The organism is Streptomyces sp. NPDC091972 (assembly GCF_044756385.1).
Lineage (GTDB): Bacteria > Actinomycetota > Actinomycetes > Streptomycetales > Streptomycetaceae > Streptomyces.
On record NZ_JBIVSV010000007.1, the window covers coordinates 339,315 to 353,298 of the forward strand.

The following is a 13,984-nucleotide window of genomic DNA, read 5'->3' on the forward strand; positions in this document are numbered from 1 at the left end:
GGGGGCTTGTCGCGCAGTTCCCCGCGCCCCTAAAAGCAAAAAAGCGCTTACAGCCAGCCCTTTTCTCTTGCGATCCGAACTGCCTCCGCCCTGTTCCGTACCGCGAGTTTCTGGATCGCCGTCGAGAGGTAGTTGCGGACCGTGCCCTGGGAGAGATGGAGGGTCTGCGCCAACTCCGCGTTCGTGGAGCCGTCGGCCGCCGCCCTCAGAACCTCCCGCTCTCTGTCCGTCAGCGGGTTGGCTCCCTCCGCCAGGGCCGCCGCCGCGAGGGTGGGGTCGATGACCTTCTCCCCCGCCAGCACCTTGCGTACCGCTTCGGCCAGTTGGGCCGCGGGGGCGTCCTTGACCAGGAAGGCGTCGGCGCCCGACTCCATCGCGCTGCGCAGGTAGCCGGGGCGGCCGAAGGTCGTGAGGATGACGAGCTTGACCGCCGGCAGTTCCTCGTGGAGCTGGGCCGCCGCCTCCAGGCCCGTGGCGCCCGGCATCTCGATGTCCATGAGGGCCACGTCGACGTCGTGGGCGCGGGCCGCCGCGAGGACCTCGTCGCCGCGGGCCACCTGGGCGACGACCTCGATGTCGTCCTCCAGGCCGAGCAGGGCGGCCAGGGCCTCGCGGACCATCGACTGGTCCTCGGCCAGCAGGACCTTGATCGTGCGGCTCGTCATGAGGCGGATCCTATGTCGCCCGCGCCCCCGGCCGGCACGCGGGCGACCAGCCGGAAGCCGCGCCGGGTGCCGGCTGCCTCCAGGGTGCCGCCGGCCTTCTCCAGGCGTTCGGTGAGACCGGTGAGGCCGTTGCCGGGGCCGTCGCCCGAGCCGCCCGAGCCGTCGTCCTCGACGGTGAGTTCGAGCCGCGGCCCGTCGAGGGTCTGGCGGTGCAGCAGCTCCACCGTGCAGCCGCGGGCACCGCTGTGCCGTACGACGTTGGTGACCGCCTCGCGCAGCGCCCAGGCGAGGGCCGACTCGCTCTCCTCGGGGACGCCGGTGAGGTCGGGCTCGGCGGGCAGCGTGGCGCTCACTCCGGCGGACGCCAACGCGACCTGCGCGCCCGCGAGTTCCGCGGCGAGGCGGGGGCGCCGGTAGCCGGAGACCGCCTCACGGACGTCCACCAGGGCCTGTCGGCTGACCTGTTCGATGTCGGCGACCTGCTGGGCCGCCTTGTCGGGGTGCGCGGGCAGCATCCGGCCGGCCAGTTCGCTCTTCAGCGTGATGAGGGACAGGGAGTGGCCGAGGAGGTCGTGCAGGTCGCGGGCCAGGCGCAGTCGCTCCTCGTTGGCGGCGAGCTGGGCGACCCGGGCCCGCGCCTCCCGCAACTCGATGGTGGTCCGGACGAGTTCGCGGACGCCGGTCATCGCGAAGCCGCCGAGCAGGGCCGGGATGAGCAGGGCGCCGATGTACTCCGTGCCGTCGGTGACGACCAGGGCGAGGCACGCCATCAGGGCGGACGCGACGGGGACGGTCCAGCGGGCGAGCCGCAGCGGCAGAGCCGCGCCGGACGCGATCGACACGTACACGAACAGGACCAGCCACTCGCGGCCCAGGGTGAGGACGAGCAGGGCCGACTCGGCCGACAGGACCGCCAGGGAGGCGAGCACGAACTCCTGGGCGTTGCGGCGGCCGGTCCGGAACAGCAGGGCCAGGTACCAGGCGACGAAGCCCGCGAGGCCGAGCCAGCCGAGGACGACCGCCGCGACTCCGTGGCCGCCGTGCAGGAGGTCCGAGACGGGTGCGCTCAGATAGACCAGCCAGATGCCCGTCCACAGCATCTTGACCATCATCTGCTTGCGGGTCTCCGGGCGCTGCCCGATCCCGACGCCGGTGCCGCTCACGCCTTCAACGTGTCCTTCCGGTACAGCCAGGCCGCGCCGCCCGCGAACAGGGCGAAGGAGACGGCCAGGATGGCGATGTCCTGTGTGTGTGGGGCGCGGCTCTGCTCGATGGCCTGCCCGAGGGCAGCGTACGCGTGCGTGGGCAGCCACTCGGCGATGTCCTGGAGCCACCGCGGGAAGGTCGTCGTGGGCATCCACAGGCCGCCCAGCAGCGACAGACCGAAGTAGGTGATCATGGTGATCGGGCGGACGGCGTCGCCGGTGGCGAGGTACCCGATGGCGACGCCCAGCGCGGCGAAGACGAGGCTCCCGGCCCAGATCGCGCCGGTGAGGGCGAGCCACTGCCAGGGGTCCAGGCGTACGTCCTTCACGATCGCGGCGACGACGAACACCACCACGATCGAGGGCAGGCTCACCACGGCCGCGCTCGCCGTCTTGGCGAGGACGTAGCCGTGCCCCGGCAGGGCGGTCAGCCTCAACTGCCGTACCCAGCCGCCCTCCCGCTCCTTCGCGATGCGCTCGCTGTTGCCCATCAGGACGGCGGTCAGGGCGCCGAAGGACGCCATCGAGACCATCATGTAGGTCGCGACCGTCAGGCCGGTGCCGTCGACCTCGTCGGTGGTCCCGGAGCCGCCCGCGATGATCAGGAACAGCAGCGACGGGTACAGCACCGAGAAGAACAGGAACTTGCGGTTGCGCAGGGCGCGGACGAGTTCCAGCTTGATCAGGCCCCGCGAAGCGAAGGTGTTCATGACTGCCTGGCCTCCTCGGCGGCGGTGATGGCGACGAAGGCCTGCTCCAGGCCGAGCCCGGCGACTTCGAGGTTGCGGGGGTAGACGCCGAGGCCGTAGAGGGCGTGGACGGTCGCGTCGGCGTCGGTGGACTGGATGCGGACGGTGTGGCCCGACACGTCGATGGCGCTCAGGAACGGCAGTGCGCGCAGGGGGGCCTCGTCGATCGTGCCGTCCAGGTCGAAGGCGATCCGGCGGGCGCCCGCCTTGGCCTTGATCTCGGCGGCGGTGCCGTCGGCGAGCAGGCGGCCGCGGTGCAGGACCAGCACCCGGTCGGCGACGGCGTCGGCCTCTTCGAGGTAGTGGGTGGCGAACAGGACCGTACGGCCCTGGTCGGCCTGCTCGCGCATGGTGGCCCAGAAGGCCTGGCGGGTGGTGACGTCCATGCCGGTCGTCGGTTCGTCCAGGACGATCAGGTCGCTGTCGCCGGCGGTCGCGAGGGCGAAGCGGACCCGCTGGGCCTGGCCGCCGGAGAGCTTGTTGACCTTCCGGTCGGCGATCTGGGCGACGCCCGCGCGGGACAGCACCTCGGAGGGCCGGTACGGCCTGGGGTGCAGGTCGCAGGCGAGCCGTACCAGCTCGGCGACCGTGACCTCGTCCATCAGGCCGCCGCTCTGGAGCATCGCGCCCACGCGCCCGGCGACGATCGCCTCACGCGGGGTGCCGCCGAAGAGGCGGACGCTGCCACTGTCGGGCGCCTTGAGGCCGAGCAGCAGATCGAGGGTGGTCGACTTGCCCGCGCCGTTGGGCCCGAGCAGCGCGACGGTCTCCCCCGGCCGCAGGGTCAGGGTCAGTCCGTCCACGGCACGTACCTCGCCGTACGCCTTGCACACCTGGTCGAACGCGACCACGGGGGCTGTCGTTGTCATACGGCCATGCTGGCCGCGCGGGTGCGGTGGCGGGCAGTGTCGGCCGTCCGGAGTGCCGCATGACATCTGTCATGCGGCACTCCGTGCGCCGCTCGCGACGGGTCAGCTCGGGTCGGTGTCGATGACCCCGACGCGCTCCGCCGCCGTCTTGCCGCGCAGTGCCTTGCGGAGGGCGGAGGCCACGTCCTCGGGCAGCACGTCGCGCTTGCCGCTCGCGCCGTTGATCTGCACGCCGACGAAGGTGGTGCCGTACGCCTCCTTGAGCGCTTCGAGGTCGTACGTCTCCACGAGCTTGCCGTTGACCGCCTTGAACCCGAGGATCTTCGGCAGGGACAGCGAGCCGAACTGGATGCTGTGCGCCGCGTCGGTCTGGATGGTGACGCGGTCGGACATCGCGGGCTCCGCGAACTCCTTCATCACCCGGTCGACCTCGGCGTTCGAGATCGTCGGCTGCTTGGTGACCGTGGGCAGCGTCACCTTGCCGGCGGTGCCGGTCTCCACCTGGGTGCGGTACGCCTCCTCGACCGCCGCGGTCGACCTGGCGACGTCGATGCCCTTGCCGGCCTTGCCGTACACGGCGACGGCCTTGCCGTTCTTGAACTTGATCGTGCCGTCGGTCGCCGAGCCGGCACCGCCCGAGGCGTCCTCCAGGGCCGCCTGGAGCTTCTCCTCGTCGACCGGCATGACCGGGTCGACGACCCGGTGGTTGCCGAAGAGGGAGCCGATGACGGAGACCGGGTTGTAGTCGCTCTTGGCGGCCGCGGCGACCGTGGCCTGCTCGTCGAGCTGGAGTCCGGCCTGGTCCGGCTTGAGGGAGACGGTGCCGCCGCCGACCGACAGCTTCAGCGGCTGGTTCACGCGGCTGCCGAGGGAGTCGTCGAGCTTCTTGACGGCGTCGTCGCGGGTGCCGCCGCCGATGTCCACGCCGAGCACGGTGGTGCCCTTGGGCACGTCGGAGCGGTTCATCAGGAGACCGGCGCCGTAGGCGCCGACGGCGAGCAGGACCACGGTGCCGCCGACCATCGCCAGCTTGCTGCGGCCCTTCTTCTTTTTCTTCTTCGACGCGGCGGCCGGGGCCTGCTGCGCCGGGCTGTCGGGCAGCTTCGGGGGCGTACGGCCCTCGGTGGCCTGGCCGAAGGGGGCGTTCTGGGCGCCCGACGGCACGACCGGCATACCGCTGGTGACGGTGTGCCCGGAGACGTTGTCCGGGGCGCTGTAGCCGGGCGCTCCCGGTTCGGGGGCGGGCTTCTGCGGGGTGAGGATCGCGGTGTCGTCGCTCAGGCCGCCACCGGGGCCGAGGCCGGCACCGGGAGCGCCACCGGGAGCGGGGGCGCCTGGGCCGGCGGGACGGCCGCCGGAGACGCCGGGAGCGCCCGGGCCGCGTGAGCCGTTGCCCGGGCCGCCGGGGCCACCCTGACCGCCGAAGGTGTCGGGACCGGTGAAGGACTCGCCGCCGAAGGACTCGTGCCGGGCGAAGGGGTCCGGTCCGGCGGGCGGCACGACCGGGCCGTCACCGGTGACGGGGCCGCCGGTCGGGCCCGCGGGCCCCTGGGAGCCGCCCTGGCCGCCGGGACCCCCCGGGCCGCCGAAGCCGCCGCCGTAGTCGATCTGGCCGTTCTGCCCGCCGGGGCCGCCGGGACCGGTGGGTCCGCCGGCGCCGGTGGGTGCGGTGGAACCGCCCTGCGTGCCGAAGCCGCCCTGGCCGCCCTGTCCGTTCGGGACGCCCTGCGCGTTCTCCCCGGCCGGGGCGCCGTTGCCGTTCTCGGCGAAGTACGGAAGCTCGTCGCGGCGGGGTTCGCTGCCGCGCTGGCCGCCGTTGAGCGCCTCGGTGACGTCGAAGGAGCCCGTGCCGCCGCCGTGGCCCGGAGCGACCGGGCCGCCCGTGGCACCCGGGAGTCCGGCACCGTTCGTGGCGCCGGGGCGGGCACCGCCCGGCACGCTCATGGAACCGACCACACCACCGGGGCGCCCGGCCCCGGGACGTGCGCCGCCGGACGCGCCCGCACCACCGGGCCGGGGGCCGGTCGCAGCGGGAGCTCCCGCACCCGCGCCCGAACCGCCCGGCAGAGCGGGTCCGTTGCCCGCGCCGCCGCCCTGAGAGGGCTTGGCGGGGCCGGACTTGCGGGGCGCGAACCAGTCGCTCGCCTTCTCCTCGGCCGGCGGGGCCGGTTCGGCGGGCAGTTCGACCGTGCCGGTGGTCGACGAGGGGCTCGGCGCCGGGGCCTCGGTCTCGGGGCCGCTGTCGCCGGAACTCTCCGTCTCCCCGACGGGCTGGCGCACGACGACCGGCGGAATGGGCCGCGAACCCGGGATGTTGATCCGGATCCGGGTCGTCAGCGTGGTCTCGGTCTTGCGCTCCTCCGGCTGCGTGGCCGAACGGCCCGCGTCCGGACCGCCGTCGGAAGCCATCGGCGTCCCGTACGGCGGCGTGCCCGAGGGGTAGGCGGCTCCGCCGCGCCCGTTGGGCCCGGAGGACGGACTGTCAGTTTCACGACTCAAGGCAGGTTCTCCCGGTTGGCTCCGCCGCCCGTTTCGACCTCACTGCTTCGGGCGTCGGCGGCGCGCACCACCATACTGGCCACTTCTGGCCGGTATCCCACGACCGCTGGGGAAACCCACACCGGACTCGCACGCGCTCGATGCGGAGAAGTGGTACGTCACTTGCCAAGTCGGACGGCGTCGCCGCCCGGTTGCCGCCCCTGTCCAAGGGTGGCGCAGATCACAGCCACAGCCATACCGCCGAGCAGGAAGAGATAGGAGCCGCTTCCCGCGGCGAAGACGAAGTCGCCTTCCGGACGGCTGGTGGTGAGGAAGATGACGGCGAGCATCCAGCCGCCGGCGGGCGCGACGGCTCCGGCGCGGCTGCCGGTGGCGCGGGCCCCGCCGAGCAGCAGTCCGGCCTCGCCGAGGAGCGCGAGCAGCAGCCCGCCCGGGAACCAGCCGCCCTGCACCAGGGCTCCGGCGAGCCCCACCACCGCCCCGAGCACGAAAAGGCCCACGTAGGCGGCGGCCCGTCCGACGGAGGGACGCTGCAGGGGCTGGGCCAGCATCGATGTACGGTCGCTCATGACGCGCCCTCGATCCCGGAGAACAGGTCGGTCTCCCTGTTCCTCCCGTGTTCCCCGCCGACCAGTTCGTAGTACTCGGTGGTGAAGAGAGGTTGCGCGAGTTCGTTCGAGAGCGCGAAGTACGCGCCGGACACGTCGATCTGGGTCGCGTGGGCGGCCATCGCGGCACTCTTTGCGGCCGCGTACGCCGTGCCGTCGATCTCGGTGGTGACCCGCGCGTCGTCCACCACACCCGGCACGTCGTCGAGGACGGCGGCCTTGGTGAAGGGGAGGCCGGGCAGGTCGGTGCGGAGCCGGGCGAAGGCCTGCTCGCCGACCGCGCGCGGTACGCGGTTCCAGTACACCTTCGGGATCCGCCAGCCGGCGTCGGCGGCGAGCTCGACGGCGCGCATGGCGACGCGGTGGGCCTGGATGTGGTCGGGGTGGCCGTACCCGCCGTGGTCGTCGTAGGTGACGAGGACCTGGGGGCGGGCCTCGAGGATCACCTCGACGAGATGCCCGGCCGCCTCGTCGACGTCGGCGCGCCAGAAGCAGTGCGGGTCGTCGTTGTCGGCGGTGCCCATCATCCCGGAGTCCCGGTACCGGCCGCGGCCGCCGAGGAAACCGAAGTCCTCGACGCCCAGCCGCTCCATGGCCGCGGCCAGCTCGCGCTCGCGTTCCTCCGCGAGGGCGGCGCCGGTCAGGTGCCGGAGCTGCGGCGGGATGACCTCGCCACGCTCGCCGAGGGTGCAGGTGACCAGGGTCACCCGGGCTCCCTCGGCCGCGTACCTGGCCATGGTCGCGCCGTTGTTGATCGACTCGTCGTCCGGGTGCGCGTGCACCAGGAGAAGACGCCGAGCGGGCTGTTCCGTCATGGCCCCCAGCCTACGAGGAGTCACGGACAGTCCCGCTCAGCCGGTGTCAGAACTTGATACTGCCGATCATGCCCGCGATGTTCGTCGTCAGCTCGCTGATCGTCGGGGCGATCGAGGAAGCGGCGAGATAGAAGCCGAGCAGGATGCACACGACCGCGTGACCGCCCTTCAAGCCCGACTTCTTGATCAGCAAGAAGACGATGATCGCCAGCAGCACCACCGCCGAAATCGAGAGTGCCACGGCGGCTCACCTCCAAAGAACCCAGGGACGTGGGGGGTCGGACGGGAACGGAACTATGGGGGCAGATAAATCCATACAGCAGCCAGCGGATTCATACCCACTATGCGGTAGTGATCATAACTATCCGTGCCTGCGCATCCGTCGGCGCACGGCCGCACAAGGGGGCGCATGGCCAATATGGTCGGGGCATGACGACCGAGCCTGACTCCTTTCCCCGACGGCACGCCCGTACCCAGCGCTTCACCCTCGGCGCGCCGCGCGCGTTCACCGTGGCGCCCGACGGATCGCGTGTCGTGTTCCTGCGCTCGAACTCCGGCACGGACCGGGCCAGTTCGCTGTGGATGCTCGACGTGACGGACGGCGGGGAGCGCGTGGCGGCCGATCCGCGCGCCCTCCTCGGCGGTACCGAGGAGCGCCTGTCCCCCGAGGAGCGGGCCCGCCGCGAACGCAGCCGCGAGGGCGGTGCCGGCATCGTCGGCTACGCCACCGACACCGCCGTCGAGTTGGCGTCTTTCGCCTTGTCAGGGCGGCTTTTCACCGCGGAGCTGCGGGCCGGCACGGCACGTGAACTGCCGGTCCCCGGGCCGGTGATCGACCCCCGCCCGGCTCCCGACGGACGGCACGTCGCGTACGTCGCCCAGGGCTCCCTGCGGGTCGTGGGCGCCGAGGGCGGGGACGACCGGGCGCTCGCCTCCCCGGAGTCCGACCACGTCACCTACGGCCTGGCGGAGTTCGTCGCGGCGGAGGAGATGGGCCGGTCACGGGGTTTCTGGTGGTCGCCGCAGTCGGACCGGCTGCTGGTCGCGCGTGTGGACGACACGCCGGTGCGGCGCTGGTGGATCTCCGACCCGGCCCATCCGGAGCGTGATCCACAACACGTCCCGTACCCGGCCGCGGGCACCCCCAACGCGGACGTACAGCTGTTCGTGATCGCCCTGGACGGGACGCGCACGGAGGTCTCCTGGGACCGGCGGCGCTATCCGTATCTGGCCCATGTGCACTGGTCAGCCGCGGGTGCTCCGCTGCTGCTCGTACAGGCGCGCGACCAGCGCAGTCAGCTCTATCTGGCGGTGGACCCGGTGTCCGGCGCGACCCGGATGGTGCACGCGGACGAAGATCCAACTTGGCTTGATCTTTTCCCCGGGGTGCCCTGCTGGAGCCCTTCGGGACAGCTCGTGCGGATCGCCGACGAGGGTGGTGCGCGGGTGCTCGCGGTCGGGGAACGGGTGCTCACCGGACCGCAGTTGCACGTCCGCGCGGTGCTGGACGTCGCCCGGGACGACGTGCTGGTCTCGGCGTCGGCCGGTGCGGAGGCGCAGTCCCCGGAGACCGGCCAGGTGCACGTCTACCGGGTGAACGAGCTCGGAGTGGAGCGCTTGTCGCAGGAGCCCGGCGTGCACTCGGCGGTGCGCGCCGGGGGCGTGATCGTGCTGGTGTCGGCGACCCTCGACCGGCCGGGGGCCCGCGCCCGGGTTCTGCGCGACGGCAAGGAGACGGCGACTGTCCTGTCGTACGCGGAAGATCCCGGTTTGACCCCGCGCGTGACGCTCACCGAGGGGGGCGCACGGAAGATCCCGTGCGCCGTGCTTATGCCGCAGGACTACACCGGTGACAGCCCCCTTCCGGTTTTGCTGGACCCGTACGGGGGTCCGCACGGGCAGCGGGTCGTCGCCGCGCACAATCCGCACCTGACCTCGCAGTGGTTCGCCGACCAGGGTTTCGCGGTGGTCGTGGCCGACGGCCGGGGCACCCCGGGCCGCTCCCCCGCCTGGGAGAAGGCCGTCCGGGACGACCTCGCGGCCGTCGTCCTCCAGGACCAGGTCGACGCGCTCCAGGCGCTCGCCGAGGACTTCCCGCTCGACCTGTCCCGGGTCGCGATCCGCGGCTGGTCCTTCGGCGGCTACCTGGCGGCCCTCGGCGCGCTGCGCCGCCCGGACGTCTTCCACGCGGCGGTGGTGGGCGCCCCGGTCACCGACCTGCGCCTGTACGACACCCACTACCAGGAGCGCTACCTCGGCCACCCGGACGAGCAGCCGGAGGTCTACCGGCGCAACTCGCTGGTCGACGACGAGGGTCTGGTCGACGCGGCCGGGCCGCACCGCCCGATGATGATCATCCACGGTCTCGCGGACGACAATGTGGTGGTCGCCCACTCCCTGCGCCTGTCCTCGGCCCTGCTGGCCGCGGGCCGCCCGCACGAGGTGCTGCCGCTGTCCGGCGTGACCCACATGACCCCGCAGGAGACGGTCGCGGAGAACCTGCTGCGGCTTCAGCTCGACTTCCTGAAGCGGTCGTTGGGATTGGTGTAGGCACGGCAGCGGGCCGGGACGACATGGCGCGTCCCGGCCCGCTTACGGCACCCGCACGGCCGTACGTCGTAGAGACTGACGCGTCCGTATATCGGGACAGGGTCGGCCGGGTTGCCTCCGTGTTACTCCGCCGCCTCCGGCGGCACCACCTGCTTCTCCTCGGCGAAATGACACGCGGAGTCGTGCGCGGCCGGACCGCCCAGGAGCCGGAACTCCGCGGGTACCGCGAGCGCAGGCACCTCCAGCGCGCAGCGCTCCCGGGCCTTCCAGCACCGGGTGCGGAAGCGGCAGCCGGACGGGATGTTCGTCGGGGACGGGACGTCACCGGACAGGATGATCCGCTCGCGGTGCTCCCGGGCCTCCGGGTCGGGCACCGGCACGGCGGACAGCAGCGCCTGGGTGTAGGGGTGGGTCGGATGCTCGTAGATCTCGGTGTCCGTGCCGGTCTCCACGATCCGCCCGAGGTACATCACCCCGACCCGGTCCGAGATGTGCCGGACGATCGACAGGTCGTGCGCGATGAAAAGGTACGACAGCTCGAACTCGCTCTGGAGCCGGTCCAGGAGGTTGATCACCTGGGCCTGGACGGAGACGTCGAGGGCGGAGACCGGCTCGTCGGCGACGATGACCTCCGGGCGCAGGGCCAGCCCGCGCGCGATGCCGATGCGCTGGCGCTGGCCGCCGGAGAACTGGTGCGGATAGCGGTTGATGTACTCGGGGTTGAGGCCGACGACGTCCAGCAGCTCCTGGACCTTCCGGCGCCGGTCGCCCTTGGGGGCCACCTCGGGGTGGATGTCGTACGGCTCCCCGACGATGTCGCCGACCGTCATCCGGGGGTTGAGGGAGGTGTACGGGTCCTGGAAGACCATCTGGATGTTGCGGCGGACCGACTTGAGCGCCTTGCCGGACAGCTTGGTGATGTCCTCGCCCTTGTACTTGATCAACCCTTGCGTGGGCCGCTCCAGGTGGACGAGCATCTTGGCGACGGTCGACTTGCCGCAGCCGGACTCCCCGACGATGCCGAGGGTCTCGCCCTTGTGGAGCGCGAAGTCCACACCGTCCACGGCCTTGACGGCACCGACCTGCTTCTTGAACACGACCCCCTGCGTCAACGGGTAGTGCTTGACCAGTCCACCCACTTCCAGGATCGGCTCAACCATTGAGGCACTCCGTCCAGAAGTGACAGGCACTGGTGCGTCCGTCGGCGACGTCGTACAGAGGGGGCACGTCGGTGCGGCACACGTCCCGGGCCATCGGGCAGCGCGGGTTGAACGCGCAACCCGGCGGGATGTGCATCAGGTTGGGCGGCAGCCCCTTGATCGCGTACAGCTCCTGGCCCTTCTGGTCGAGACGGGGGATGGAGTCGAGCAGTCCGCGCGTGTAGGGGTGGGCGGGCGCCTTGTAGATGTCGTGCACGGGTGCCTGCTCGACGATCCGGCCGGCGTACATCACGGCGATCCGGTCGGCGACGTCTGCGACCACACCGAGGTCGTGGGTGATGAGGATGAGCCCCATGTCGTACTCGCGCTGGAGCTCGGCGAGCAGGTCCATGACCTGGGCCTGGACGGTGACGTCGAGGGCGGTGGTCGGCTCGTCGGCGATGATCAGGGCGGGTTCGAGGGCGAGCGCCATGGCGATCATGATGCGTTGGCGCATCCCGCCGGAGAACTGGTGCGGGTAGTCCTTCACCCGGTCCTTGGCGGCCGGGATGCGCACCCGGTCCATCAGCTCGACCGCCCTGGCCCGCGCGTCCTTCTTCGACATGCCCCGGTGCACGACGAACATCTCGCCGAGCTGGTCGCCGACGGAGAGCACGGGGTTGAGGGAGGACAGCGCGTCCTGGAAGATCATCGCCATCTCGGCGCCGCGGACCTTGCGCCGCTCGTCCTCCTTGAGCTTCAGCAGGTCCTGCCCCTGGAAGACGATCTCGCCGCCGGTGATCCTCCCCGGCGGCATGTCGAGGATCCCCATGATCGCCTGCGCGGTCACCGACTTCCCCGAGCCGGACTCCCCGAGCACCGCGAGGGTCTCCCCCGCGTCCACCCCGTAGTCGACCCCGTTGACCGCCTTGGCCACTCCGTCCCGGGTTCTGAACTCCACGTGCAGGTCACGTACTTCGAGCAGCACGACGACTCACCTCAGCTTCGGGTCGAGGGCGTCGCGGACCGCGTCGCCGAGCATGATGAAGGCGAGGACCGTGATCGCGAGGGCTCCGGCGGGCCACAGCAGCATGTGGGGGGCGTTGCGGATGTAGGCGGAGGCCGCCGAGATGTCGATGCCCCAGCTGACCGTGGGGGGCTTGAGGCCCACGCCGAGGTACGACAGCGTCGCCTCCAGCGAGATGTACGTGCCGAGGGCGATGGTCGCCACCACGATGACCGGGGCGACCGCGTTCGGGGTGATGTGGCGCAGCAGGAGACGGGAGTTGGAGGAGCCGAGCGCCCTGGCCGCCTGCACGTAGTCGTGCTGCTTGGCGGTGATCACCGAGCCGCGCGCGATGCGGGAGATCTGCGGCCAGCCGAGCAGCACCATGAACCCGATGACCGGCCACACCGTGTTGCTCGTGACGACCGACAGGAGCACCAGACCGCCGAGGACGACGGGGATCGCGAAGAAGATGTCGGTGATGCGGGACAGGACCGAGTCCCAGAAGCCTCCGAAGAACCCCGCCAGGCCGCCGAGGATCGACCCGAGGATCGCGACGCCCAGCGTGGCGCAGACGCCGACCGTCACGGACGTACGGGCGCCGTAGACCGTGCGCGTGTAGACGTCGCAGCCCTGGCCGTCGTAGCCGAAGGGATGCCCCGGCTGGGAGCCCTCCTGGGCCTTGGCGAGGTCGCACTTGAGCGGGTTGCCCGAGGCGATCAGAGACGGCCACAGGGAGATGACGACCAGGAAGAGGATCACCAGGGCGGAGAGGATGAAGACGGGGTTGCGGCGCAGGTCGCGCCAGGCGTCGGACCACAGGGAGCGGGGTCTGTCCTGGGGGCCCGGACCGTCGGGGCCCTTCTCCAGGGTGTTCGCCTCGCTCACGGCGAGGTCCATCGCGCCGCCCATTCCGGTCGCGGCGATCGCGCCCTCTGGTTCCTGGGGCTCAGGCATAGCGGATCCTGGGGTCGAGAACGGCGTACAGGAGGTCGACGAGCAGGTTGGCCACCAGGAACACCAGCACCAGGACGGTGACGAAGCCGACCACGGTCTGGGTGTTCTGGCGCAGGATGCCCTGGTAGAGCTGGTAGCCGACGCCGTGGATGTTGAAGATGCGCTCGGTGACGATCGCACCTCCCATCAGGGCGCCGATGTCGGTGCCGATGAAGGTGACGACGGGGATGAGCGAGTTGCGCAGCAGGTGCCGCACGATGACCCGCTGTCTGGGCAGGCCCTTCGCCACCGCGGTGCGGACGTAGTCGGAGCGCCTGTTCTCCGCGATGGACGTGCGGGTCAGACGGGTGACGTACGCCAGTGACACGGACGCGAGGACCAGGCCCGGCACGATCAGCTCGTCGAAGCCGGCGTCGGTGGAGACCGACGGTTTGATCCAGCCCCACTGGACACCGAGGAGCAGTTGGAGCAGCAGACCGGTGACGAAGGTGGGGATGGAGATCACGACGAGGGTGAGCAGGAGGACCGAGGTGTCGACGGGCCGCCCGCGCCGCAGTCCGGTGACCACGCCCAGCGTGATGCCGATGACGATCTCGATGAGGATCGCGACGACGGTCAGCCGGATGGTCACGGGGAACGCCGTCGCCATCAGCTCGGTGACCTTCTGGCCGTTGAACGCGGTGCCGAAGTCGCCGGTGAAGACGTTCCCCATGTAGGTCAGGTACTGCTGCCAGACGGGCTTGTCGAGGCCGAACTCCCGCTTGAGCTGGGCGGCCGTCGCCGCGTCGCACTGCTTGTCGCCGCACAGGCCCGCGATGGGGTCGCCCATCACGTTCACCATGAGGAAGATCAGCAGGGTCGACCCGACGAACACCGGGATCATCTGGAGCAGGCGCCGGACGACGTACCGTCCCATGGCGGG

At 71.4% G+C, this 13,984-nt stretch carries 13 protein-coding genes; 1 reads left to right on the forward strand and 12 read right to left on the reverse strand.

The window, feature by feature from the left end; genetic code table 11:
* Positions 1–47: 47 nt before the first annotated feature.
* From ACIQJT_RS23050 to ACIQJT_RS23085, 8 genes are all read right to left on the reverse strand, one after another.
* The gene (locus ACIQJT_RS23050; RefSeq protein WP_402646223.1) at positions 48–665 is read right to left on the reverse strand and encodes a response regulator transcription factor; all 618 of its coding nucleotides are present in this window, start codon (positions 663–665) and stop codon (positions 48–50) included.
* The gene (locus tag ACIQJT_RS23055; RefSeq protein WP_402646226.1) at positions 662–1,828 is read right to left on the reverse strand and encodes a sensor histidine kinase; all 1,167 of its coding nucleotides are present in this window, start codon (positions 1,826–1,828) and stop codon (positions 662–664) included. Before ACIQJT_RS23055 ends, ACIQJT_RS23050 begins: the two co-directional genes overlap by 4 nt.
* A complete protein-coding gene (locus ACIQJT_RS23060; protein WP_402646229.1) occupies positions 1,825–2,580 on the reverse strand; it encodes an ABC transporter permease in 756 nt (251 codons plus the stop codon). The genes ACIQJT_RS23055 and ACIQJT_RS23060 overlap by 4 nt, the downstream gene beginning before the upstream one ends.
* Positions 2,577–3,488, reverse strand: a complete 912-nt coding sequence (locus ACIQJT_RS23065; protein ID WP_402646232.1) for an ABC transporter ATP-binding protein — start codon at positions 3,486–3,488, stop codon at positions 2,577–2,579. The genes ACIQJT_RS23060 and ACIQJT_RS23065 overlap by 4 nt, the downstream gene beginning before the upstream one ends.
* A gap of 102 nt (positions 3,489–3,590) precedes the next feature.
* Positions 3,591–5,897: a hypothetical protein gene (locus ACIQJT_RS23070; protein ID WP_402646235.1), complete on the reverse strand. Its 2,307-nt coding sequence runs from the start codon at positions 5,895–5,897 to the stop codon at positions 3,591–3,593.
* A 248-nt stretch (positions 5,898–6,145) separates the two neighbouring features.
* Entirely contained in the window at positions 6,146–6,556 is a 411-nt protein-coding gene (locus tag ACIQJT_RS23075) for a DUF6113 family protein (RefSeq protein ID WP_402646238.1), read from the reverse strand.
* Positions 6,553–7,410: an N-acetyl-1-D-myo-inositol-2-amino-2-deoxy-alpha-D-glucopyranoside deacetylase gene (gene mshB, locus ACIQJT_RS23080; protein ID WP_402646241.1), complete on the reverse strand. Its 858-nt coding sequence runs from the start codon at positions 7,408–7,410 to the stop codon at positions 6,553–6,555. The genes ACIQJT_RS23075 and mshB overlap by 4 nt, the downstream gene beginning before the upstream one ends.
* 46 nt (positions 7,411–7,456) lie before the next feature.
* A complete protein-coding gene (locus ACIQJT_RS23085) occupies positions 7,457–7,651 on the reverse strand; it encodes a hypothetical protein (RefSeq protein WP_031041890.1) in 195 nt (64 codons plus the stop codon).
* A 188-nt stretch (positions 7,652–7,839) separates the two neighbouring features.
* Between ACIQJT_RS23085 and ACIQJT_RS23090 the strand changes: the two genes are divergently transcribed.
* Positions 7,840–9,960, forward strand: coding sequence for a prolyl oligopeptidase family serine peptidase (locus ACIQJT_RS23090; protein WP_402646244.1), 2,121 nt, complete (start codon positions 7,840–7,842; stop codon positions 9,958–9,960).
* A 122-nt stretch (positions 9,961–10,082) separates the two neighbouring features.
* On the opposite strand, the gene ACIQJT_RS23095 is transcribed toward ACIQJT_RS23090, so the two are convergent.
* Genes ACIQJT_RS23095 through ACIQJT_RS23110 form a run of 4 tightly spaced genes read right to left on the reverse strand, consistent with a single transcriptional unit; the run spans position 10,083 to position 13,978 of the window.
* Positions 10,083–11,120: a dipeptide ABC transporter ATP-binding protein gene (locus tag ACIQJT_RS23095; RefSeq protein WP_365455208.1), complete on the reverse strand. Its 1,038-nt coding sequence runs from the start codon at positions 11,118–11,120 to the stop codon at positions 10,083–10,085.
* Positions 11,113–12,087 carry an ABC transporter ATP-binding protein gene (locus tag ACIQJT_RS23100; RefSeq protein WP_402646248.1) on the reverse strand — a complete coding sequence of 325 codons (975 nt, stop codon included), beginning with the start codon at positions 12,085–12,087 and terminating at the stop codon, positions 11,113–11,115. The genes ACIQJT_RS23095 and ACIQJT_RS23100 overlap by 8 nt, the downstream gene beginning before the upstream one ends.
* Before the next feature lie 6 nt (positions 12,088–12,093).
* Complete coding sequence (locus ACIQJT_RS23105; protein WP_365455214.1) at positions 12,094–13,062, reverse strand: ABC transporter permease; 969 nt, start codon at positions 13,060–13,062, stop codon at positions 12,094–12,096.
* Entirely contained in the window at positions 13,055–13,978 is a 924-nt protein-coding gene (locus ACIQJT_RS23110; RefSeq protein WP_402646252.1) for an ABC transporter permease, read from the reverse strand. Before ACIQJT_RS23110 ends, ACIQJT_RS23105 begins: the two co-directional genes overlap by 8 nt.
* Positions 13,979–13,984 lie beyond the last annotated feature (6 nt).

What these genes read in the sequence shown, in the direction of transcription:
- ACIQJT_RS23110 (WP_402646252.1), bottom strand. Translation starts at nt 13,978, where the DNA reads ATGGGACGGTACGTCGTCCGGCGCCTGCTCCAGATGATCCCGGTGTTC.
- ACIQJT_RS23090 (WP_402646244.1), top strand. Translation starts at nt 7,840, where the DNA reads ATGACGACCGAGCCTGACTCCTTTCCCCGACGGCACGCCCGTACCCAG.
- mshB (WP_402646241.1), bottom strand. Translation starts at nt 7,410, where the DNA reads ATGACGGAACAGCCCGCTCGGCGTCTTCTCCTGGTGCACGCGCACCCG.
- ACIQJT_RS23075 (WP_402646238.1), bottom strand. Translation starts at nt 6,556, where the DNA reads ATGAGCGACCGTACATCGATGCTGGCCCAGCCCCTGCAGCGTCCCTCC.
- ACIQJT_RS23065 (WP_402646232.1), bottom strand. Translation starts at nt 3,488, where the DNA reads ATGACAACGACAGCCCCCGTGGTCGCGTTCGACCAGGTGTGCAAGGCG.
- ACIQJT_RS23050 (WP_402646223.1), bottom strand. Translation starts at nt 665, where the DNA reads ATGACGAGCCGCACGATCAAGGTCCTGCTGGCCGAGGACCAGTCGATG.
- ACIQJT_RS23070 (WP_402646235.1), bottom strand. Translation starts at nt 5,897, where the DNA reads ATGGCTTCCGACGGCGGTCCGGACGCGGGCCGTTCGGCCACGCAGCCG.
- ACIQJT_RS23095 (WP_365455208.1), bottom strand. Translation starts at nt 11,120, where the DNA reads ATGGTTGAGCCGATCCTGGAAGTGGGTGGACTGGTCAAGCACTACCCG.
- ACIQJT_RS23105 (WP_365455214.1), bottom strand. Translation starts at nt 13,062, where the DNA reads ATGCCTGAGCCCCAGGAACCAGAGGGCGCGATCGCCGCGACCGGAATG.
- ACIQJT_RS23060 (WP_402646229.1), bottom strand. Translation starts at nt 2,580, where the DNA reads ATGAACACCTTCGCTTCGCGGGGCCTGATCAAGCTGGAACTCGTCCGC.